Source organism: Variovorax sp. OK605 (genome assembly GCF_900115445.1).
Classification (GTDB): Bacteria; Pseudomonadota; Gammaproteobacteria; order Burkholderiales; family Burkholderiaceae_C; genus Variovorax.
The window spans coordinates 134,651-154,969 of sequence record NZ_FOWL01000008.1; the positions used below are offsets into that span (position 1 = coordinate 134,651).

The following is a 20,319-nucleotide window of genomic DNA, read 5'->3' on the forward strand; positions in this document are numbered from 1 at the left end:
GAACCCGCGCGGGCACCGCCGCGCAGATTGACCGTGTCCATGCCCACCGTGTCCACCGCGCCCACCGCGCCCACCGCGCCCACCGCTTCCGTCGCCCCCGTCGCCCCCGTCGCCGCATTCCGGCCCATCGAGCCGCCGCAGGTCGACCTGTCCTCCTGCGACCTCGAGCCGATCCGCGTGCCCGGTTCGATCCAGCCGCACGGCCGCCTGCTGGTGCTGCAGCCCGACTCGCTCGCCCTCGTGGCCTGGAGCGAGAACTGGCCCGCCGCGCAACTCGCCGCCGCGCAGGACACGCTCGGCCAGCTGCGGCTGCCCGCGCTGCAGCCGGGCGCCTCGCCGGTGTCGCTGGGCGCGGTGCAGGTGGGCGCGGAGGTGTTCGACGCCGCCGTGCACCGCAACGAGCGCCACCTGATCGTCGAGTTCGAGACCGCCTCGCCGCCCGCCGGCAACGAGGCGCCCATCTATTCGCTGGGCCGCGTCTTCCTGCCGCACCTGCAGCAGGCCGACACCGTGGCCCGCCTCGCCGCACTGGCCGCGCGCGAGATGAAGCGCCTGACCGGGTTCGGGCGGTGCCTGGTCTACCGCTTCGACGAGGCCGGCCACGGCGAGGTGCTGGCCGAAGAGGTCGAGCCGGGCTACGACAGCTACACCGGCCACCACTTTCCGGCGTCCGACATTCCGCAGCAGGCGCGCGCGCTGTACCTGGTGAACCACTTCCGGCTGATTGCCGACGCCAACTACCGGCCGGTGCGCCTGCTGGCCAACGACGCGTCGCTCACGGCCGCGGACATCGACCTGTCGCAGGCGCAGCTGCGCAGCGTCTCGCCGATCCACCTGGAGTACATGCGCAACATGGGCACGCTGGCGTCCATGTCGGTGTCGATCGTGATCGACGGCAGGCTGTGGGGCCTCATCTCGTGCCACGACCATGCGCCGCGCTTCCTCGACCCCGGCACGCGGCTGGCCTGCGAGCACCTGGGCCAGCTGCTGTCGCTGCAGCTGCAGTCGAAGGAGAGCAACGGCCAGGTGGCCGAGCGGCTCGAGCTGCGCCAGCTCACGCTGCAGATCGTCTCGCACCTGGCCGAGAGCGACGCCACCCTGCAGCACCTGGTCTCCGAGGCCTCGCTGATGCTGCGCGTGATGCGCGCCACCGGCGCCGCCGTGGTGCTCGACGACGAGGTCTGGTGCGTGGGCGACGTGCCCGAGCGCGCGCAGGTGCAGGAGCTCGCGGGCTGGATCGCGGGGCTGGGCGTGGAGGTGTACGACAGCGACGCGCTGGCCGCGCACTTCACGCCCGCCGAGGCCTTCGCCGGCACGGCGGCCGGCGTGCTGGCCATTTCCATTTCGCAGGTGCACCGGCACCTGATCCTGTGGTTCCGCCCCGAGCTCGTGCGCACCGTGCGCTGGGCGGGCGACCCGCACAAGCCCATGAGTGCCGACGGCGGGCGCATGCACCCGCGCCTGAGCTTCGAGAGCTGGGTCGAGCACATCCGCGGGCGCTGCACGCCGTGGTCGGCGGCCGAGGTCGGCGCCGCGGGCGAGCTGCGGCAGGCGCTCATCGGCGTGGTGCTGCGCCGGGCCGAAGAGCTGGCCGCCGTGGCCACCGAGCTGGGCCGCGTCAACAAGGAGCTGGAGGCGTTCTCGTACACCGTGTCGCACGACCTGCGCGCGCCGATGCGCCACATTGCGGGCTATGTCGACCTGGTGGCGCAGACCGAGGGCAAGCAGCTCAGCGAGCGCGCCCACCGCTACCTTGCGCACGTGAAGGACGCCGCGGCCTTCGCGGGCCAGATGGTCGATGCGCTGCTCGACTTCTCGCGCATGGGCCGCGCCGCGCTCAAGCAGCGCCCGGTCGACACCGCCTCGCTGGTCGACGGCCTGGTGCGCGAGCTCAAGCGGCTGGAGCCGCAGCGCGCCATCGAGTGGGAGATCGACGCGTCGCTGCCCACGCTGTACGCCGACCCGCTGTTGCTGCAGGTGGCGGTGCGCAACCTGCTGGCCAACGCCGTGAAGTACTCGCGCACGCGCACCCCGGCGCGCATCGCGGTGCGCGCGGTGCACGACGAAGCGCTCGGCGACGGGCTCGAGGTGCAGGACAACGGCGTGGGCTTCCAGATGAAGTACGCCGACAAGCTGTTCGGCGTGTTCCAGCGCCTGCACCAGGCGGAAGATTTCGAGGGCACGGGCATCGGCCTGGCCAATGTGAAGCGGATCGTGGAGCGCCATGGCGGCACGGTACGGGCCAACGGAGCGGTGGATGCCGGCGCGAGCTTCGGCTTCATCCTCCCGCGGTGGGACCCTGAGAAGACAGCGGCGGCGAGCGCGCCGGCTGTAAACGGAGAAGGACATGCTTAAACCGATCCTGCTGGTCGAAGACGACAAGCGCGACCTGGAACTCACCCTGATTGCGCTGGAGCGCAGCCAGCTCGCCAACGACGTGGTGGTGCTGCGCGACGGCGCGCAGGCACTCGAATACCTGCACCGCGAGGGCGAGCACGCCGGGCGCGCCGAGGGCAACCCGGCCGTGATCCTGCTCGACCTGAAGCTGCCCAAGGTCACCGGCCTGGAGGTGCTGAAGGACGTGCGCGGCGACCCGGTGCTGCGCAGCATCCCGGTGGTGATGCTCACCTCGTCGCAGGAAGAGTCGGACGTGCTGCGCAGCTACGAGCTCGGCGTCAACGCGTACGTGGTCAAGCCCGTGGCGTTCGACCGCTTCGTCTCGGCCATTGCCGAGCTGGGCGTGTTCTGGGCGGTGCTCAACGAACCGCCGCCGGGCTCCCTGAAGACGGCGCGCAGACATGAATAACCCGGGCGCGGCGGTCGTCGCGGTGGTCGAGGCGGCCGCGGCCGCCGAGACCGCCGAGGCCGCCGAGGCCGTAGCCAACGCGCCGCCGCTGAACGTGCTGATCCTCGAGGACTCGCGCTTCGACGTGGAGCTGCTGACCGAAGAACTGGCGCGCGCCTTTCCGCAGGCCCGCACGCGGGTGGTGCGCGACGAGCCGGGCTTTGCCGGCGCGCTGGCCGAGCAGAGCTACGCGCTGATCCTGTCCGACTACGAGCTGCCCGGCTTCTCGGGCGCGCACGCGCTCGAGCTGGCGCGCGGCACGGTGCCCGAGACGCCTTTCATCTTCGTGTCCGGCGTGATCGGCGAGGACAACGCGGTCGAGCTGCTGAAAAGCGGCGCCACCGACTACGTGAGCAAGGGCCGCCTCGAGCGGCTGCCGGTGGTGGTGGCACGCGCGCTCAACGAGGCCGCCGACCGCCGCGCCAAGCGCCTGGCCGAGCAGCGCCTGCACGCGGCGAACAAGGCCATCCTGCAGGCCGAGACGCGCCGCCTCGCGCTCATGGAGCTGGGCGACCGCATCCGCGACATGGACGAGCCGGGCGACATCGCCTATGCGGCCTCCGAGATGCTGGGGCAGCAGCTGGGCGTGGACCGCGCCGGCTACGGCCTGGTGGACACGGCGGCCGAGACCATCGCCATCGAGCGCGACTGGACCGCGCCGGGCGTCTCGAGCCTGGCGGGCATGCTGCACTTTCGCGACTACGGCTCCTACATCGAGGACCTGCGCCGCGGCGTGACCGTGGCCTTTGCCGATGCGCGGCTCGACCCGCGCACGCGCGACAACGCCGACGCGCTCGACGCCATCACGGCGCGCGCCGTGGTCAACATGCCGCTCACCGAGCGCGGCGGGCTGGTCGGGCTGCTCTACCTGAACCACGGCGAGGCGCGGCCCTGGCCGCGCGACGAGATCGACTTCGTGCGCGAGGTGGGCGACCGCGTGCGCTCGGCCATCGCGCGGCGCGAGGCGCAGACCGAGCTGGTGGCCTTCGCCGAATCGCTGGAGCAACAGGTGCGCGCGCGCACGCAGGAGCGCGACCGCACCTGGGCGCTGAGCCAGGACCTGCTGGGCGTGGCCATGCCCGACGGCCACTTCCTCAGCGTGAACCCCGCGTGGGAAACCGTGCTGGGCTGGAGCGCCGACGAGATCTGCGCGATGCCGTTTCGCGAGCTGCTGCATCCCGACGACCGCCGCGGCACCGAGGCCGAACTGGTCCGGCTCTCGGGCGGCGCGCGCACCACCGGCTTCGAGAACCGCTACCGCACCAAGGCCGGCGAGTACCGCTGGCTCTCGTGGACGGCGGTGCCCGACAACGGGCTGCTCTATGCGGCCGCGCGCGACATCACCGAACAGAAGGAGCGCGCCGCCGAACTCGACGCCGCGCGCGAGCAGCTGCGCCAGAGCCAGAAGCTCGAAGCCGTGGGCCAGCTCACGGGCGGCCTGGCGCACGACTTCAACAACCTGCTGGCCGCCATCAGCGGCAGCCTCGAGCTCATGCGCCGGCGCGGCCTGGAAGGCAAGCCGGCCGACATGGAGCGCTATGTGGGCGTGGCGCAGGGCGCGGTCAAGCGCGCCGCGGCGCTCACGCACCGGCTGCTGGCCTTCTCGCGGCGCCAGACGCTGGAGCCCAAGCCGATCAACGCCAACCGGCTCGTCACCGACATGGAAGAGCTGCTGCGCCGCACGCTGGGGCCGCACGTCGCACTGGAGACGGTGGCAGCCGTGGGCCTGTGGAACGTGCATGCCGACCCCGGCCAGCTGGAGAACGCACTGCTCAACCTGTGCATCAACGCGCGCGACGCCATGCCCGAGGGCGGCAAGCTGGTCGTGGAGACCGCCAACCGCTGGATCGACGCGCGCACCGCGCGCGAACGCGACCTGCCGATGGGGCAGTACGTGTCGCTCACCGTCAGCGACAACGGCGTGGGCATGCCGCCGGAAGTGGTGGCGCGCGCCTTCGATCCGTTCTTCACCACCAAGCCGATCGGCATGGGCACCGGCCTGGGCCTGTCGATGATCTACGGCTTCGCCAAGCAGTCCGGCGGGCAGGTGCGCATCTATTCGGAGGTGGGCAGGGGCACCTCGGTGAGCATCTACCTGCCGCGCCACGACATGCAGGAAGAAGCCGCCATCGCGCCGGCCGAGGCCCCGATGGCGCCGCGCGCCGACCAGGGCGACACGGTGCTGGTGGTCGACGACGAGCCCGCGCTGCGCATGATCATCGTCGAGGTGATGCAGGGGCTGGGCTACGCCACGCTGGAGGCCGGCGACGGCGCCGAGGCGCTGCGCATCCTGCAGTCGCCGCGCCAGCGCATCGACCTGCTGGTGAGCGACGTGGGCCTGCCCGGCGGCATGAACGGCCGCCAGGTGGCCGACGCCGCGCGCACCGCCCGGCCCGAGCTCAAGGTGCTGTTCATCACCGGCTATGCCGAGAACGCGGTGCTCAGCCACGGCCACCTCGACCCCGGCATGCACGTGATGACCAAGCCCTTCGAGATGGACGTGCTGGCGCGCCGCGTGAAGCAGCTCATCGAGAGCCGGTAGCCGCCGTCTTCAGGCCTCAGGCTGGCGGCGTCAGCGGCAGCCGCACCGTCACCAGCAACCCCGGCCCCAGGCCGGTGTCGCCCAGCACGATGCTGCCGCCGTGCGCCTCCACCACCGCGCGCACGATCGCCAGCCCGAGGCCGCTGCCGGTCTGCGTCTGGTCGGGGTCGCGAAAGAAGCGGTCGAACACGCGCTCGCGCAGCGCCGGCATGATGCCCGGGCCCTGGTCGGCCACGGTGACCACGGCCATGCCGTCGTCGCGCCGCACGCCCACGCTCACCACCGAGCCCACGGGGCTGTACTTGGTGGCGTTGTCGATCAGGTTGTCGATCATCGACAGCAGGCTGTCGCGGTCGGCCGCGATCGCCACCGGCTCGTCGGACACCAGTTCGAGCTCGACCTCGCGCACGTGTGCCAGCGCCGACAGCGCGGCCAGCCGCTCCTGCAGCAGGTCGTCCAGCCGCAGCGGATGCGCCGCGGCGGCATGCGCGTTGCTGCGCATCAGGCGCAGCAGCTGGCCCACCAGCCGCTCGGCGCGCGCGTTGCTGCTGAGCACCCGCGCGAACAGCTCGTGCTGGCGCTCGGTGGGAATGCGCTCGGTCAGCAGCGACTGCAGCGCCTCCACGTTCACGCGCATCGCGGCGATGGGCGTGCGCAGCTCGTGCGCCGCGTCGGCAATGAAGCTCTGCTCGCGCGCGATGCTCGCGCGCAGCCGCTCCATCAGCGCGTTGAAGTTGTGCACCAGCGGCAGCAGCTCGTCGTGGCGCGGCTGCTCCGACACCGGCGCCAGGTCGTGCGGGCCGCGCGAGGCGATCTCGCGCGCCACCCTGCGCCAGGGCCGCAGCGCCAGCCGGATCGACAGCCACGCCGGGAACAGCAGGAAGGGCACGCTGATCACCAGCGGCAGGATGTAGTAGCCGCGCGTCTGGAAGGTCAGCCACAGCTGCATGCCGCCGGGCGTGACCAGCGTCACGTGCGTCTTGCCCGAGGGCGACTCGATGGTGCGCGCGCGCCAGGTCTTGCCGTCGGCCTGCACCGTCTCGCCGATGTCGGGGCGCGTGTTGGCGATGCCGGGCGGCACGCCATCGGAGTGGTAGATGCGCTTGCCGTTCTGCCACACGATCACGCTCGGCGACAGGGTGGCGTCGTTGCCGTTGCCCAGCGCGTTGCGCAGCGCGAGGTCCATGGCGCGCAGGCTTTCCTGCTGCCTGGCCGGCTGGTCGGTGAGGTTGCGCGCCACCACCAGCATGCTGCGCTGCGAGGCGTCGAGCGTGGAGAGGTCGTCGGTCATGGCCGAGCCCAGCAGCAGCACCACGGCGATGCTCCACAGCAGTGTCATCACCGCGATCTGCGCGAACATGAGCCGGCGCATCAGCGAGGGCCGCCGCACGCGCTGCCAGGCGTTGTGCAGCAGCCGCCGCAACCCCCGTGGGGATCGGGGCGACCGCGTGGGTTGCACCGCCGGTGTCGCGGGCCCCGGCGGTGCGGCTTCGGCGGTCATGCGCTCTCCTGGGGTTGTTGCGCCGCGAGGTAGATCACGTAGCCGATGCCGCGCACGGTGCGGATGTAGCCGTCGCCGATCTTGCGGCGCAGGTTGGAGATGTGCACGTCGAGCACGTTGCTGGTGTTGCTCTGCGGCTGGTCCGGCCCGATCGACAGGGCGGTCTGCTCGAGCGTGCGGCGCGCCACCACGCGGTCGGCGCGCTTCACCAGCAGGCTCAGCAGCTTGAACTCGCTGCGCGACAGCGACACCGGCTCGCCGTTCACGCGCACGCGCTGCGTCGGTTCGTGCAGCCAGAGGCCGCGCAGCTCGAAGGTGGCGCCGTCGCCGCCGTAGCTGCGCCGCGCGAGGGCGCGCACGCGCGAAATGAGCTCCGCCAGCACGAAGGGCTTGACCATGTAGTCGTCGGCGCCGTTGTCCAGGCCCTGCAGCCGGTCGTTCAGGCCGTCGCGCGCGCTCAGGATCAGCACCGGCAGGCGCGCGCCGCTGCGGCGCAGCCGCTCGAGCACGGCCAGGCCGTCGCCGTCGGGCAGGCCGAGGTCGAGCAGCAGCAGGTCGCAGCCTTGCGTCTCGAGAATGCGCAGCGCCTCCTCGACGCGGCGCACCCACACCACGTCCAGCCCCTGGGACTGCAGGGCGACGCGGATGCCGGTGGCCAGGTCGAAATCGTCTTCGGCCAGGAGGATCTTCATGGGCGGGAATCTAACCGCTGAAGCTGAAGGAATTCCTAAGAAAAGGCGCTCGGTGCGGCATCGCAAGCTGCGAAATTTTCAGCAGACCTTCATGTAGGCGGCTCACCATGCCGGGTGTTTTCCAGAGACCACGCAACGCCGCCGCACATGCCGCACACGCCGCACCAACCCACGCCACCCCGATGAGCCCCTTCGAAGCACGCCTGTTCGCCGGGCATTTCCGCTCGCCGCAAGCCCATTCCTCGCTGCTCGACTCCTACGCCCGCGTGCTCGCGCGCTGGCCGGTGCCGTACGACAGCCGCTACGTGGAAACGCGCTACGGCCGCGCGCACGTGCTGGCCTGCGGGCCGGCCTACGCGCCGCCGGTGGTGCTGCTGCACGCGGGCGGCGCGAACGCGACGGCCTGGATCCACGTGATCGAACGGCTGGCCGGCGCGCTGCAGGTGTACGCGGTCGACATCATCGGCGACGCCGGCCGCACCGAGGGGCGCCGGCCCGCCTCCGAAGACGCGTACTGCAACTGGCTGGACGACGTGCTCATCGGCCTCGGCCGGCCGAAGGTGGGGCTGTGCGGTGTCTCGTTCGGCGGCTGGCTCGCCGCGGCCTACCTGCGCCAGAGTTCGCGCCGCGCGTCGAAGCTCGCGCTGCTGTCGCCGGCCAACCTCGAGTCTCCGGGCGCGGGCTACCTGCTGCGCGCGGGGCTGGCGGCCCTGTTCCCGAACGAGCGCACCGTGCGCGGCCTGCACGCCGTGCTGTCGTCGCCCGTGGTGGCTCCGCCGCCGGCCTGGGTGCTCGACGACCTGCTGGTGCGCGCGCGCAGCCAGCGCGGCCACCCCCGCCCGCCGGGGCGCATGAGCGACGACGACCTGCGCGTGCTGCCCCGCGACACGCTCATGCTGCTGGGCGGCGACGAGACGCTCTACGATCCGATGCACGCCTGGGCCCGCGTGCAGGCGCAGGCGCCGCACGTGCGCGCCGAGCTGGTGACCGACGCGGGCCACACGCTCGACAGCGACCAGCCGTTCAAGGTCGGCAATGCGCTCGTCGAGTTCTTCCGGCGCGACGGGTGGACGCTGTAGCGGCGGCGCCCGATTCCTGATTTCTGAACCGCGGCCGTTCAGCGCGCCGTCAGCGGCTCCAGCCCGGTCTTCGCGATGGTCGGCGCCGCGGCGGGCGAGTTCAGGTAGCGGATCAGCTGGCGCGCCGCTTCGGGCTGCTTCGAGCCCGTGGCGATGCCGGCCGAGAACACCGTCACGCGCTGCACTTCGGCGGGCAGCGGCCCGATGTAGTCGACGCCCGCGATCGGCAGCAGCTCGCTCACCTGCTGCAGGCCGAGCGCCGCGTCGCCGCGCGCCACCACCGTGCCGACGCGCTCGCTCAGGATGCGCTTGCTCCTGGGCAGCACGCGGTCCTCGATGCCGAGCTTCTTGAGCAGCTCGGTCTCGTAGTAGGTGCCGCTGGCGCTGGCCGAGTAGGCGATCGACGGCGCGGCCAGCAGCGTGCGCCTGAGCGCATCGACCGTGCCGATGTCGGGCCTGGGCGCGCCCTTGCGCACCGCGAAGCCGATGGCCGAGCGCACCAGGTCGACCTGGCTGCCCGACACCACCTTGCCATGCGCAACGAGCGCGTCGAGCGCCGGGCGCGCCAGGATCACCACGTCGGCCGGCTCGTTGCGCGCGAGGCGGCTGGGAATCGAGTCGTCGGCGTTGCCCATCGAGGCGCCGTAGGCCGTCTTCACCGTGCGCCCGCTGCTGCGTTCGAATTCGGGGCGCAGGTCGTTGTAGGCGGCGGTGAAGCCGCCGGAGGTCATGACGTGGATGTCGCCGGCGGCGGCCCCGGCGGTGCCTGCGGTGCGCGCCGTGTTCGGGGTGCCGAGGCCACCGCAGCCGGCAAGCGCCAGCGCGGCGATCAGCGGCAGGGCGGCGCGGCGGGTCAGCGCGAGAAAGGGCTTCATGGGCTTGTCTCCTGGAGAAAAGGCCATCGTAGAAGCCGGGGCTGTCATTCGGCCCTCAGGAAATTCCGGGTTATCACGGAGCGCGGCCAGCCCTGCGAACCCGCGCCGGCCCAAGGTAAAGACGGCCGGCTTTACCGCCGGTTTACCGCTGCGCAACGCGCCGGACAGCCCAGGCTCCTGAAATGCGCGATGGCCTCTGGCAGGCCAACAATCCAACACCCCCAAGGCTCCAAGGATTCAGGATGATGAAACGCCCCCTGCAGAGGTTCGCGCTTGCCGCGGCCCTGATCGCCGTGAGCGGGCACGGCTTCGCGCAATTCGGTGGCGGCGGAGGTGGCGGCATGGGCGGTGGCGGCGGCCGGCGCGGTGCGCGGCCCGACAGCTCGGCAAGCCCGCGCGCGGGCGACGGCCTGTCCACGCCGGCGACAGCCGCGGCCAAGGTGCGCGACAAGCTCTACGACCTGCGCCTGCAGCTGATGATCACGCCCGAGCAGTCCGCTTCGTGGGACCGCTTCTCCGACGCGGTGTGGGACATGGCGGGGCGCGCCGGCATGGCGGCCGCCGCATCGGCCGACGACCAGACCGCCGTGCAGTTCGTGCAGCAGCGCGCCGCGCAGGCGCAGGACCGTGCCCGGCGCGCGCAGGCGGTGAGCGACGCACTCTCGACGCTCTATGAGGCCCTGTCGCCCGACCAGCGGCACGTGGCCGACCAGAACCTGCCCGCCGTGATCCCCTGAGCGGCTTGCCGGCCTCGCCTGGCTTGCGGCGCGTCGGCTCAGGCCGCGAGGTCGAAGCAGCAGCCCGCGTAGTACGGCTTGTCGCCGCCGTCGACGAAGGGCACCTCGATCGGCTTGCCCTCGTTGCGCCACACGTCGCGCTTCTTGTAGCCGGCGCGCGCAAGCTCGGCCAGCAGGTCGTCGTGGTGCTGGATGCGGTAGGGGCACACGGCCACGCCGATGCTGTTGAGCGTGAAGATGGTGCGTTCCGGGTGCACGGCGGTGGTGTTCATGATGATGCGCTTGGGCTTCACATGCAGCGCCGACAAGATCTCTTCCATGCGGGTGGGCAGGTACTGCAGGCTGCCCGAGGCGTACAGCACGTCGCAGCCGCTGGCGTCGCGGTAGTCGGTGGTGAAGTCGAGCTGCGCGGTGGCCTCGCGCTTCACGGCCATGGCCCGCCCGCTCTCGACCACGCCGGGCACGTCGCACACGGTCCATTGCAGGTCGTCGGGGTAGCTCAGCACGCGCCGGAACGCGTAGTACTTGATGCCCACGTGGCCGCCCAGGTCGAACACGCGCGTCAAGCCCGCGTCGATGGAGCGGCCCAGCCAGAAGAGGCTCGGGTAGTCGTAGAAATAGATCTGCGGGCTGTAGAGCTCGCCCGCGTCGGCGTTGGCATAGCCCACGGCCTTGCTGGGCGGCGCACCGGCTTCTGCCGCGGCGAAGCTCTCGAACGAACCCATGAAGAGGTTCTCGTCGGTGTTGTTCAGGAACTTGCGCTTGTAGGCGCTTTCACGGGGCGGAAACTGCAGCAGGCTTGAGAGCATCTCTATCTCCGGTGGCGTGGTTCATTCTGAACGCAACCAAAGTATTCAAGACGTAAAACCATGTGCGGTTGGGGCGGTTACCCCCTAGGGGTTACATACCGCTGGCCAGCGCAGCCGCAGCCGCCCGCGTCTCCACGCCCAGCTTCTCGAAGATGTGCTCCAGGTGCTTGTTCACCGTGCGCGGGCTGGTGCCCAGGATCTCGCCGATGTCGCGGTTGGTCTTGCCCTTGGCGAGCCAGGAGAGCACCTCGGTCTCGCGCGGCGTGAGGGCCGCGTCGGCCAGCCGGGCCGCGGGGCCGTCGCGCTGGATCGCGAACAGCAGCATGGTCTCGCCGAGCGCCGCCGCGCCCAGGTTGCGCACCGACAGGCGCATGCCCGTGGCCGTGCCGATGGCGATCGACGCGCCCGCCGCCAGCGCGGGTTCGATCGATGCGGGCAGCAGGCCGGGCGCCACCGGGTCTTCGAGCGCGTGCAGCCACAGCGCGGCCTGCGGCGAGCGCCACGCGATGCGCCCGCGCGTGTCGACGAACACCACGCCCATGCCCGCCACGTCCACCGCGTCGCGTGCCATGCGCGTGATGCGGGCGTTGCGCGCATGCGTGTGCAGCCGCGCCAGCACCTCCTGCGCGCGGATGGGCTTCACCACGTAGTCAACGCCGCCGCACTCGAAGCCCTCGACCACGTGCGTGGTTTCCGACAGCCCCGTCATGAACAGCACCGGGATGTGCGCGAGCGCGGGGTTGGCCTTGATGCGCCTGCAGGTCTCGAAGCCCGAGAGTCCGGGCATCAGGCCGTCGAGCAATATCGCGTCGGGCACCACCAGCTCGAGCCGCTGCAGCGCGGCCTCGCCGTCGGCCGCCACCAGCACGGTGTAGCCGCTGGACTCGAGCGTGTCGCACAGCATGCCGAGGCTGCTGGGCGCGTCGTCGACCACCAGCACCACGGGCCGTTCGGACGCCGCGCGCGCGGACTCAGGGGGAGGCGAGGGGAGTGTCTGCATCTTCTGCCAGTGCGTTGCGGAGGGTGTCGAGGTCGAAGCGCGTGACCATGCCGCGCAGCCAGGTGCAGGTGGCCGCCGCCGAGGGCGAGGCGGCGGCCAGCCGGTCGAGCGCGGTGTGCAGGCCGCGCACGTGGCCCATCTGCACCAGGCGCATGAGTTCGGCGCGGTCGTCTTCCGACAGGGCCAGCTGCGCCGGGCGCCGCGGCGCGGCGGCGGTGTTGCCGCCGTCGGCGGCGGGGCCCATGGCATCGGCCGCCGACAGCCACTCCAGCCCCAGGTGCCGCTCCAGCGTGGCGAGCAGCTCCGACTCGATCACCGGCTTGCCCACGAAGGCCTGGCACCCGGCGGCGCGCAGGCGCTCGGCCTGGTTCTCGAACATGTTGGCCGAGACGATGATGATCGGAATCTGCTCGAAGCCCGAGGCGCGCACCGACGTGGCGGTCTGCCAGCCGTCCATGTCGTCCATCGTCAGGTCCAGCAGGATGGCCGAGGGCAGCTCCTCGCGCAGGCTGTCGAGGCACTCGGTGCCGCTCGCGGCCTCGCGCACCTCGAAGCCCAGCGGCATCAGCATGCCCGCCAGCATCTGGCGCTGCACCGGCTGGTCGTCGACCACCAGCAGCGTGCGGCGCGCGCCGACGTAGCCCGACACCGGCTGCCGCGCCGCGCCGGCCCGGGCCTGCGGGCCGGGGTCGGCCACCTCGCGCAGGTACACGCGCACGCTGAAGGTGCTGCCCGCGGGCGTGGTGTGGGCCAGCACCAGCTCGCCGCCCATCATCGAGGTCAGCAGCGCGGTGATGGTCAGGCCCAGCCCGGTGCCGGGCTCGCCGCGCCGGCGGCCCGCGGCGCCGCGTTCGAAGGGCTCGAAGATGCGCAGGTGGTCCTGCGGCGCCACGCCGATGCCGGTGTCGACCACGTCGAAGCGCAGCACCTCGCGCCGCGCATCCACATGCAGCGTGACGGTGCCGCTGTCGGTGAAGCGCACGGCGTTGGTCAGCAGGTTGATGAGAATCTGGCGCAGCCACTTGGCGTCGGCATGCACCCACGGCGGCAGCTGGCCCGCGTGGGTGAAGACGAAGGCCAGGCCCTTGTTCTCCGCCTGCGGCCGCACCATGTGCACCAGCTGGTCGAGAAAGGCCGGCAGCGCGAGCGGCGCGGGCTCCAGTTGCAGCCGGCCGGCCTCGATGCGCGCCAGGTCGAGCAGCCCGTCGATCAGCCCCAGCATGTGCTCGCCGCTGCGGTGGATGGTCTGCACCGCCTCGCGCGGCGGCGCGGCGGCGTCGCCCTTGAGCAGGATCTGCGAATAGCCCAGGATGCTGTTGAGCGGCGTGCGCAGCTCGTGCGTCATGCCGGCCACGTAGCGGGTCTTGGCCTGGTTGGCGGCCTCGGCGGCCTCCTTGGCGGCCTGCAGCGCGGCGTCGGTGCGGCGGTGCGCCTCGATCTCCAGCGCCAGCAGGTTGTTGTGGCGGTTCGATTCCTCCTGCGCCATCTGCCGGCTCTCGCTGCCCAGCACCACCCACCACGCGGCCACCGCGGCCACCACCGAGAGCAGCGCGAACACCTTGAGGAAGGCCATGGCAATGACCCGGTCGCTGGTGCCCGCCAGGGCCTCCTGCGCATAGACCACGCCGACCACCGTGGCCAGCAGCGCAATGAGCGAGGCCGCCACCAGCAGGTAGTGCGCCACCCGGAAGTTCAGCCGCGCCGACAGCGCCGGCGGCAGCAGCGCCTGCAGCCAGCCGCTCATCTGCTCGGCCGCGCGCGAGTCGGTCTTGCAGCGGTCGTGGCAGCGCGACTCGAGCGTGCAGCACAGCGAGCAGATCGGCGCGCTGTAGGCCGGGCAGTGCGCCATGTCTTCCGACTCGAAGCTGTTGTCGCACACCGAGCACTTCACGCTCTGGCCCGGCGCCCAGGGCGCGGTGTCGGTGCGCGCGAGGTAGTAGCGCCCGCGCGTGCGCCACGCCAGCAGCGGCGACACCGCCATGGCCGTCACCAGCGCGATGAAGGGCGAGAAGGCCTTGGCCCACTGCCCCAGCGCGCCCGAGTAGGCCAGCATGGCCAGCGCCGCCGCCACCAGCATGGCCACCAGCCCCACCGGGTTGATGTCGTACAGGTGCGCGCGCTTGAACTCGATGGCGCGCGGGCTCCAGCCCAGCGGCTTGTTGATGACCAGGTCGGCCACCAGCGCGCCCACCCAGGCAATGGCGATGTTGCTGTACACGCCCAGCACGTGCTCCAGCGCCGCGAACACGCCGAGCGCCATCAGCAATATCGCGATGACCACGTTGAACACCAGCCACACCACGCGCCCCGGGTGGCTGTGCGTGAGCCGCGCGAAAAAGTTCGACCAGGCCAGCGAGCCCGCATAGGCGTTGGTGAGGTTGATCTTCATCTGCGACACCACCACGAACAGCACCGTGATGCCCAGCACCCAGGCCGGGTCGCGCAGCACGTACGAGAAGCCCGTGAGGTACATCTGCGTGGGCTCGATCGCATGGTTGCCCGGAATCTCGTGCTGCAGCGCCAGGAAAGCGAGAAACGCGCCGCCCATCATCTTCAGCATGCCCGGCACGATCCAGCCCGGGCCCGCCACCAGCACCGCGGTCCACCAGCGGCGGCGGTTGGCCGCGGTCTTCTCGGGCAGGAAGCGCAGGTAGTCGACCTGCTCGCCGATCTGCACCACCAGCGAGAACGCCACCGTGGCCGCCGCGCCGAACATCAGCGGGTCGAAGCCGCTGCTGTCCGAGGTGCGGCCCACCAGGCCGGTGAAGTCCGCATAGAGCTCGGGCTTCTTCACCAGCACCGCGATGAAGGGGCAGACGAACAGCACGATCCAGATCGGCTGCGTCCACAGCTGCAGGCCCGAGATCAGCGTGATGCCGCGCGCCACCAGCGGAATGATGACGATGGACGACACCATGTAGAGCAGCCAAAGCGGCCAGTCGAGGTACATCTGCAGCGCCAGCGCGAGGATGGCCGCCTCCAGCGCGAAGAAGATGAAGGTGAAGCTCGCGTAGACCAGCGAGGTGAGCGTGGAGCCCAGGTAGCCGAAGCCCGCGCCGCGCGTGAGCAGGTCCATGTCCACGCCGTGGCGCGCGGCGTAGTACGAGATCGGCAGGCCGGTGAGGAAGGTGATGAGCCCCACCACCAGGATGGCCCACAGCGCGTTCGAGAAGCCGTAGCTCAGCGCAATGGCGCCGCCGATGGCCTCCAGCGCCAGGAACGAGGTGGCGCCGAAGGCCGCGTTGGCCACGCGGAACTCCGACCACTTGCGAAAGCTGCGCGGCGTGTAGCGCAGCGCGTAGTCCTCCAGCGTCTCGTTCGCGACCCAGGCGTTGTAGTCGCGGCGGATGCGAAAGATCTTCTGTCCGGAGACGGAGGTCATGGTGGGTTCTCGCGGCGGTGGCATGAGGCAGGTACAGCAAGAAGCGCTCCCTGCGCCTTTGCTCGTCCTGTGGGGCCGTTGTCTTGCCCGCGAGTCTGCGGGCAGGGCGCGCGCACGGCGCTACGTTGAATGACGTATTCGCGCGGATGCAGGTGATTTCTAAAGTACCAGCCATGGTGCTCGGGGCACCGTCCGATGCACTTCGATGGTGCGCGGCCCACCCATGTTCATTCCCCTGTTCTTCAACCTGCTGGAGTTTCCTGATGTCGCGTGATTCCGATCTTTCTCTCGATGCCCTGGCATTGCGCCGCCGGCGTTTGCTGCAAGGCGCCGCCGCGCTGCCCGTGATGGGCCTGAGCGGGCTGAGCTTCGGCCAGGGGCAGTTCCCCACGGCCAAGGTCAACACCACCAGGCTCGCGGTGACCGACACCGAGGTGACCGTGGGCCAGCTGCATTCGTCCACCGGCACCATGGCCATCTCGGAGACCGGCTCCATCCAGGCCGAGCAGCTCGCCATCGACCAGATCAACGCCATGGGCGGCATCCTGGGCCGCAAGATCAAGGTCATCAAGGAAGACGGCGCCTCCGACTGGCCCACGTTCGCGGAGAAGTCGAAGAAGCTGCTCGTGAACGACCATTGCGCCGCCGTGTTCGGCTGCTGGACCAGCGCCTCGCGCAAGGCCGTGCTGCCGGTGTTCGAGAAAGAGAACGGCCTGCTGTACTACCCCACCTTCTATGAAGGCCTGGAGCAGAGCAAGAACGTGATCTACACCGGCCAGGAAGCCACGCAGCAGATCATCTGGGGCCTGGACTGGGGCGCGAAGGAGAAGAAGGCCAAGACCTTCTTCCTGGTGGGCTCCGACTACATCTGGCCGCGCACCTCGATGAAGATCGCGCGCAAGCACATCGAGAACTTCCAGAAGGGTTCCGTGAAGGGCGAGGAGTACTACCCGCTGGGCCACACCAACTTCAACTCGCTGATCAACAAGATCAAGGTGGCCAAGCCCGACTGCATCTTCGCGGCCGTGGTGGGCGGCTCGAACGTGGCCTTCTACAAGCAGCTGAAGGCCGCGGGCATCACCGGCGACAAGCAGTTCCTGCTGACGCTGGCCGTGACCGAGGACGAGATGACGGGCGTGGGCGGCGAGAACTTCGCGGGCTTCTACTCGTCGATGAAGTACTTCCAGTCGCTGGACAACCCGAACAACAAGAAGTTCGTGGAAGCCTTCAAGGCCAAGTACGGCAAGGACGCCGTGATCGGCGACGTCACGCAGGCCGGCTACCTCGGCCCGTGGCTGTGGAAGGCGGCCGTGGAGAAGGCGGGCAGCTTCGACGTCGACAAGGTCGTGGCGGGCTCGCCCGGCATCGAGCTGAAGACGGCGCCCGAAGGTTACGTGAAGCTGGATGCGAACCACCACCTGTGGAGCAAGGCGCGCATCGGGCAGGGGCAGGCGGACGGCACGTTCAAGGTGGTGGCGGAATCGGCCGAATTGATCAAGCCGGACCCGTTCCCCAAGGGCTACCAGTAAGCCGTCGCCTTTCTCCCCCGGCTTTGCTCCCTCCCCTCCCGGGGGCGGGCCGGGGTGGGGGCAAGCGGCCTTTGATGAAGCCTTGCGCTTGCGAGGGCCGCCGAGCCCCCATCCCGACCTTCCCCCAGAGGGGGAAGGGGCCAATACCAAACCCAACTCCGGACTTCCCGCCATGACTCTGTCGGACATGATGAACATCGGCCTCATGCAGGGCTTCGCGGGGCTGAGCCTCTTCGCGGTGCTGCTGCTGATGGGGCTGGGCCTGGCGATCATCTTCGGCCAGATGGGCGTGATCAACATGGCGCATGGCGAGTTCATGACCATCGGCGCCTACTCGATCTACCTGGCCGCGCGCGTCACCGAAAGCCTGGCGCCGGCGTTCATGCCGTACTACTTTCCGATCGCCATCGGGCTGGCCTTCGTGTTCGCCTTCATCACCGGATGGATCGTGGAGTGGGTGCTGATTCGCCACCTCTACAAGCGCCCGCTCGACACGCTGCTCGCCACCTGGGGCGTGAGCCTGGGCCTGCAGCAGATCTTTCGCACCTTCATCGGCCCGAAGGAAGTGAGCCCCACGCTGCCCGAGTGGCTCATGGGCTCGTGGACGCCGCACGAGGGCCTCGACATTCCGATCAACGGCCTCTTTGTGCTCGCGCTCACCGCGCTGGTCACTTGCGGCGTGCTGCTGGCGCTGCACAAGAGCCGCTGGGGCCTGCGGGTGCGCGCCACCGTGGCCAACCGCACCATGGCCAACGCCACCGGCATCGACACCAAGAAGACCGACCGCCTGACCTTTGCCATCGGCTGCGGCATTGCCGGCGTGGCGGGCGCGGCCTTCACCACCATCGGCTCGACCGGGCCGACCTCGGGCTCGCTCTACATCGTCGACGCCTTCCTGGTCGTCACCTTCGGCGGCGCGGCCAGCTTGCTGGGCACCGTGGTCTCGGCCTTCGGCATTGCGCAGACGCAGTCGATCTCCGAGTTCTTCATGACCGGCTCGACGGCCAAGGTGCTGACGCTGTCGCTGATCGTGCTCATCTTGATGATGCGGCCGCAGGGCCTCTTCGCCGTCAAGGTGCGTCGCTGATGAACCCGACTTTCTTTTGGAGAACGTTCCGATGAATTTCATCAAGGCCTCGATCCAGCGCTACCAGCTCGGCAGCCTCCTGCTGCTGGTGCTGCTGCTCGCGGTGGTGCTGCCGCTGTCGCTCGACATCTTCCGCCTCAACCTCGTGGGCAAGTACCTCACCTACGCCTTCGTGGCCGTGGGCCTCGTCATGGTGTGGGGCTACGGCGGCGTGCTGAGCCTGGGGCAGGGCGTGTTCTTCGGCATCGGCGGCTACGCGATGGCGATGTTCCTCAAGCTCGAAGCCTCCGACCCGGTCACCACGAAGATCCAGTCCACGCCCGGCATTCCGGACTTCATGGACTGGAACCAGATCACCGAGCTGCCCGCGCTGTGGCTGCCGTTCAAGAGTCTGCCGCTGAGCCTGGCGCTGGTGGTGCTCGCGCCGATGGCGCTGGCCTGGCTCGTGAGCTTCGCGATGTTCAAGCGCCGCGTGGGCGGCGTGTACTTCGCGATCATCACGCAGGCCGTGGCGCTCATCTGCACGGTGCTCATCATCGGCCAGCAGGGCTACACCGGCGGCGTCAACGGCATGACCGACCTGAAGACCATGCTGGGCTGGGACACGCGCACCGACAGTGCCAAGTACATCCTGTACTACGTGTGCGTCGGCCTGCTGGTGCTGAGCATCCTGCTGTGCCGCTGGGTGCAGACCAGCAAGCTGGGCACGCTGCTGCTGGCCATGCGCGACAAGGAAGACCGCGTGCGCTTCTCGGGCTACGACGTGTCGAACTTCAAGGTCTTCACCTTCTGCCTGGCGGCGGGGCTCTCGGGCATCGGCGGCGCGATGTTCGCGCTGCAGGTGGGCTTCATGTCGCCGAGCTTCGTGGGCATCGTGCCGTCCATCGAGATGGTGATCTTCTGCGCCGTCGGCGGGCGCATGAGCCTGGTGGGCGCGGTGTACGGCGCGCTGCTGGTGAATGCGGGCAAGACGCTGTTCTCGGAGAGCTTCCCCGACCTGTGGCTGTTCCTGATGGCGGGCCTTTTCATCGGCGTGACCATGGCCTTTCCGATGGGGCTGGCGGGCGTGTGGGAAGAAAAGATCCGGCCGTGGTGGAAGTCGCGCCGGCAGGCGCTGCGTGAAGCTGCGGTCAAGCCGCCCGTGACACCGGCGCCCATGGCTCCCGCCGCCACACCCTCCGAACCGACGCTCCCCGAAGGCGTCGGCAGCCAGCGCGCCTGAACCTGGAGCACCCTCATGAGCAACACCGACTTCGCGCTCGCCGTGGAAGATCTCACCGTGTCCTTCGACGGCTTCAAAGCCATCGACGACCTCACGCTGTACATCGACAAGAACGAGCTGCGCGTGATCATCGGCCCCAACGGGGCAGGCAAGACCACGCTGCTCGACCTGATCTGCGGCAAGACGCGCGCGAGCGCAGGCAGCATCAAGTTCAAGAACACCGAACTCACGAAGATGGCCGAGCACAAGCGCGTGCGGCTGGGCATCGGGCGCAAGTTCCAGACACCGTCGATCTACGAGAACCTCTCGGTGTTCCAGAACCTCGAGGTGTCGTTTCCCAAAGGCCGCTCGGTGTTCGGCGCGCTGGCGTTCAAGTGCGACGACGAGGTCAAGGCCAAGGTACAAGCCATTGCGCAGGAGATCGGACTGGCCGACCGCCTCGACACCGAGGCCGGCCTGCTGAGCCACGGCCAGAAGCAGTGGCTGGAGATCGGCATGCTGCTGATGCAGGAGCCCGAGCTGCTGATGCTCGACGAGCCCATTGCCGGCATGAGCGCGCGCGAACGCGAGCTCACGGCCGAGCTGCTCAAGCGCATCTGCCAGAACCGCGCCGTGATCGTCATCGAGCACGACATGGCCTTCGTGAAGCAGATCGCGCACAAGGTCACCGTGATGCACCAGGGAAAGATCCTCGCCGAGGGGCCGATGGAGAAGGTGCAGGCGGATCCGAAGGTCATCGACGTCTATTTGGGGCACTAGATGAAGTTCAGTCGTTCAGGGCTCGCTCACGCCGACGGGGTAGCTTGCTCCGCGAATGTCCCCCGGGGCTGCGCCCCTCCTCCTTTATTTCGCTGCGCAAGGCACTCCATCGACCTGATCGTTTTCGGAGCCGGGGTTGATCGGCGAGCACTCAGAGCGTGTCCTCGTGAACAGGGCATCGGGTGCTCCCCGCAGCGAAATAAAGGAGGAGGGCGAAGCCCGGGGGACATTCGCGCAGGGGCGTACCCGGTGGCCTGTGC

Annotated in this window: 15 protein-coding genes; 9 read left to right on the forward strand and 6 right to left on the reverse strand. The window is 69.8% G+C overall.

The window, feature by feature from the left end; translation table 11 throughout:
- Window positions 1–39 precede the first annotated feature (39 nt).
- The 3 genes from BM013_RS21490 to BM013_RS21500 are packed head-to-tail and all read left to right on the forward strand — an operon-like array spanning window position 40 to window position 5,387.
- Window positions 40–2,355 carry an ATP-binding protein gene (locus tag BM013_RS21490; protein ID WP_093129681.1) on the forward strand — a complete coding sequence of 772 codons (2,316 nt, stop codon included), beginning with the start codon at window positions 40–42 and terminating at the stop codon, window positions 2,353–2,355.
- Window positions 2,348–2,806 (forward strand): response regulator, encoded by a 459-nt coding sequence (locus BM013_RS21495; protein ID WP_093129682.1) that lies wholly within the window; start codon window positions 2,348–2,350, stop codon window positions 2,804–2,806. Before BM013_RS21490 ends, BM013_RS21495 begins: the two co-directional genes overlap by 8 nt.
- The gene (locus BM013_RS21500) at window positions 2,799–5,387 is read left to right on the forward strand and encodes a response regulator (protein ID WP_177225533.1); all 2,589 of its coding nucleotides are present in this window, start codon (window positions 2,799–2,801) and stop codon (window positions 5,385–5,387) included. The genes BM013_RS21495 and BM013_RS21500 overlap by 8 nt, the downstream gene beginning before the upstream one ends.
- A gap of 16 nt (window positions 5,388–5,403) precedes the next feature.
- Here BM013_RS21500 and BM013_RS21505 read toward each other — a convergent pair whose 3' ends face one another.
- Together BM013_RS21505 and BM013_RS21510 are read right to left on the reverse strand one after the other, a co-directional pair.
- Complete coding sequence (locus BM013_RS21505; RefSeq protein ID WP_093129683.1) at window positions 5,404–6,888, reverse strand: sensor histidine kinase; 1,485 nt, start codon at window positions 6,886–6,888, stop codon at window positions 5,404–5,406.
- On the reverse strand, window positions 6,885–7,580 hold the full coding sequence (locus BM013_RS21510; RefSeq protein ID WP_093129684.1) for a response regulator: 696 nt from the start codon (window positions 7,578–7,580) through the stop codon (window positions 6,885–6,887). Before BM013_RS21510 ends, BM013_RS21505 begins: the two co-directional genes overlap by 4 nt.
- Window positions 7,581–7,762: 182 nt before the next feature.
- On the opposite strand from BM013_RS21510, the gene BM013_RS21515 reads away from it, so the two are divergent.
- Complete coding sequence (locus BM013_RS21515) at window positions 7,763–8,659, forward strand: alpha/beta fold hydrolase (RefSeq protein WP_177206540.1); 897 nt, start codon at window positions 7,763–7,765, stop codon at window positions 8,657–8,659.
- Between the two features lie 38 nt (window positions 8,660–8,697).
- Here BM013_RS21515 and BM013_RS21520 read toward each other — a convergent pair whose 3' ends face one another.
- Window positions 8,698–9,534 carry a substrate-binding domain-containing protein gene (locus BM013_RS21520; RefSeq protein ID WP_093129686.1) on the reverse strand — a complete coding sequence of 279 codons (837 nt, stop codon included), beginning with the start codon at window positions 9,532–9,534 and terminating at the stop codon, window positions 8,698–8,700.
- Between the two features lie 245 nt (window positions 9,535–9,779).
- Here BM013_RS21520 and BM013_RS21525 point away from each other — a divergent pair, with 245 nt between their 5' ends.
- A complete protein-coding gene (locus BM013_RS21525; RefSeq protein ID WP_177225534.1) occupies window positions 9,780–10,271 on the forward strand; it encodes a Spy/CpxP family protein refolding chaperone in 492 nt (163 codons plus the stop codon).
- A gap of 38 nt (window positions 10,272–10,309) precedes the next feature.
- On the opposite strand, the gene BM013_RS21530 is transcribed toward BM013_RS21525, so the two are convergent.
- From BM013_RS21530 to BM013_RS21540, 3 genes are all read right to left on the reverse strand, one after another.
- Window positions 10,310–11,080 (reverse strand): TIGR04325 family methyltransferase, encoded by a 771-nt coding sequence (locus BM013_RS21530; RefSeq protein WP_093129688.1) that lies wholly within the window; start codon window positions 11,078–11,080, stop codon window positions 10,310–10,312.
- Window positions 11,081–11,171: 91 nt separating this feature from the next.
- On the reverse strand, window positions 11,172–12,080 hold the full coding sequence (locus BM013_RS21535; protein WP_093129689.1) for a response regulator transcription factor: 909 nt from the start codon (window positions 12,078–12,080) through the stop codon (window positions 11,172–11,174).
- Complete coding sequence (locus BM013_RS21540; protein ID WP_256221597.1) at window positions 12,052–15,462, reverse strand: hybrid sensor histidine kinase/response regulator; 3,411 nt, start codon at window positions 15,460–15,462, stop codon at window positions 12,052–12,054. The genes BM013_RS21535 and BM013_RS21540 overlap by 29 nt, the downstream gene beginning before the upstream one ends.
- 263 nt (window positions 15,463–15,725) lie before the next feature.
- On the opposite strand from BM013_RS21540, the gene urtA reads away from it, so the two are divergent.
- The 4 genes from urtA to urtD all read left to right on the forward strand — a co-directional run bounded on the left by urtA (window position 15,726) and on the right by urtD (window position 20,059).
- Window positions 15,726–16,991 (forward strand): urea ABC transporter substrate-binding protein, encoded by a 1,266-nt coding sequence (gene urtA, locus BM013_RS21545; protein ID WP_093129691.1) that lies wholly within the window; start codon window positions 15,726–15,728, stop codon window positions 16,989–16,991.
- 172 nt (window positions 16,992–17,163) lie between these two features.
- Window positions 17,164–18,078, forward strand: coding sequence for an urea ABC transporter permease subunit UrtB (urtB, locus tag BM013_RS21550; protein WP_093129692.1), 915 nt, complete (start codon window positions 17,164–17,166; stop codon window positions 18,076–18,078).
- A gap of 31 nt (window positions 18,079–18,109) precedes the next feature.
- On the forward strand, window positions 18,110–19,300 hold the full coding sequence (urtC, locus tag BM013_RS21555; protein ID WP_093129693.1) for an urea ABC transporter permease subunit UrtC: 1,191 nt from the start codon (window positions 18,110–18,112) through the stop codon (window positions 19,298–19,300).
- A gap of 15 nt (window positions 19,301–19,315) precedes the next feature.
- Window positions 19,316–20,059 carry an urea ABC transporter ATP-binding protein UrtD gene (gene urtD / locus BM013_RS21560; protein ID WP_093129694.1) on the forward strand — a complete coding sequence of 248 codons (744 nt, stop codon included), beginning with the start codon at window positions 19,316–19,318 and terminating at the stop codon, window positions 20,057–20,059.
- Window positions 20,060–20,319 lie beyond the last annotated feature (260 nt).

Excerpts from the sequence above, each read along its gene's own strand:
- BM013_RS21490 (WP_093129681.1), top strand. The coding sequence starts at position 40 with ATGCCCACCGTGTCCACCGCGCCCACCGCGCCCACCGCGCCCACCGCT.
- BM013_RS21495 (WP_093129682.1), top strand. The coding sequence starts at position 2,348 with ATGCTTAAACCGATCCTGCTGGTCGAAGACGACAAGCGCGACCTGGAA.
- BM013_RS21500 (WP_177225533.1), top strand. The coding sequence starts at position 2,799 with ATGAATAACCCGGGCGCGGCGGTCGTCGCGGTGGTCGAGGCGGCCGCG.
- BM013_RS21505 (WP_093129683.1), bottom strand. The coding sequence starts at position 6,888 with ATGACCGCCGAAGCCGCACCGCCGGGGCCCGCGACACCGGCGGTGCAA.
- BM013_RS21510 (WP_093129684.1), bottom strand. The coding sequence starts at position 7,580 with ATGAAGATCCTCCTGGCCGAAGACGATTTCGACCTGGCCACCGGCATC.
- BM013_RS21515 (WP_177206540.1), top strand. The coding sequence starts at position 7,763 with ATGAGCCCCTTCGAAGCACGCCTGTTCGCCGGGCATTTCCGCTCGCCG.
- BM013_RS21520 (WP_093129686.1), bottom strand. The coding sequence starts at position 9,534 with ATGAAGCCCTTTCTCGCGCTGACCCGCCGCGCCGCCCTGCCGCTGATC.
- BM013_RS21525 (WP_177225534.1), top strand. The coding sequence starts at position 9,780 with ATGAAACGCCCCCTGCAGAGGTTCGCGCTTGCCGCGGCCCTGATCGCC.
- BM013_RS21530 (WP_093129688.1), bottom strand. The coding sequence starts at position 11,080 with ATGCTCTCAAGCCTGCTGCAGTTTCCGCCCCGTGAAAGCGCCTACAAG.
- BM013_RS21535 (WP_093129689.1), bottom strand. The coding sequence starts at position 12,080 with ATGCAGACACTCCCCTCGCCTCCCCCTGAGTCCGCGCGCGCGGCGTCC.
- BM013_RS21540 (WP_256221597.1), bottom strand. The coding sequence starts at position 15,462 with ATGACCTCCGTCTCCGGACAGAAGATCTTTCGCATCCGCCGCGACTAC.
- urtA (WP_093129691.1), top strand. The coding sequence starts at position 15,726 with ATGTCGCGTGATTCCGATCTTTCTCTCGATGCCCTGGCATTGCGCCGC.
- urtB (WP_093129692.1), top strand. The coding sequence starts at position 17,164 with ATGACTCTGTCGGACATGATGAACATCGGCCTCATGCAGGGCTTCGCG.
- urtC (WP_093129693.1), top strand. The coding sequence starts at position 18,110 with ATGAATTTCATCAAGGCCTCGATCCAGCGCTACCAGCTCGGCAGCCTC.
- urtD (WP_093129694.1), top strand. The coding sequence starts at position 19,316 with ATGAGCAACACCGACTTCGCGCTCGCCGTGGAAGATCTCACCGTGTCC.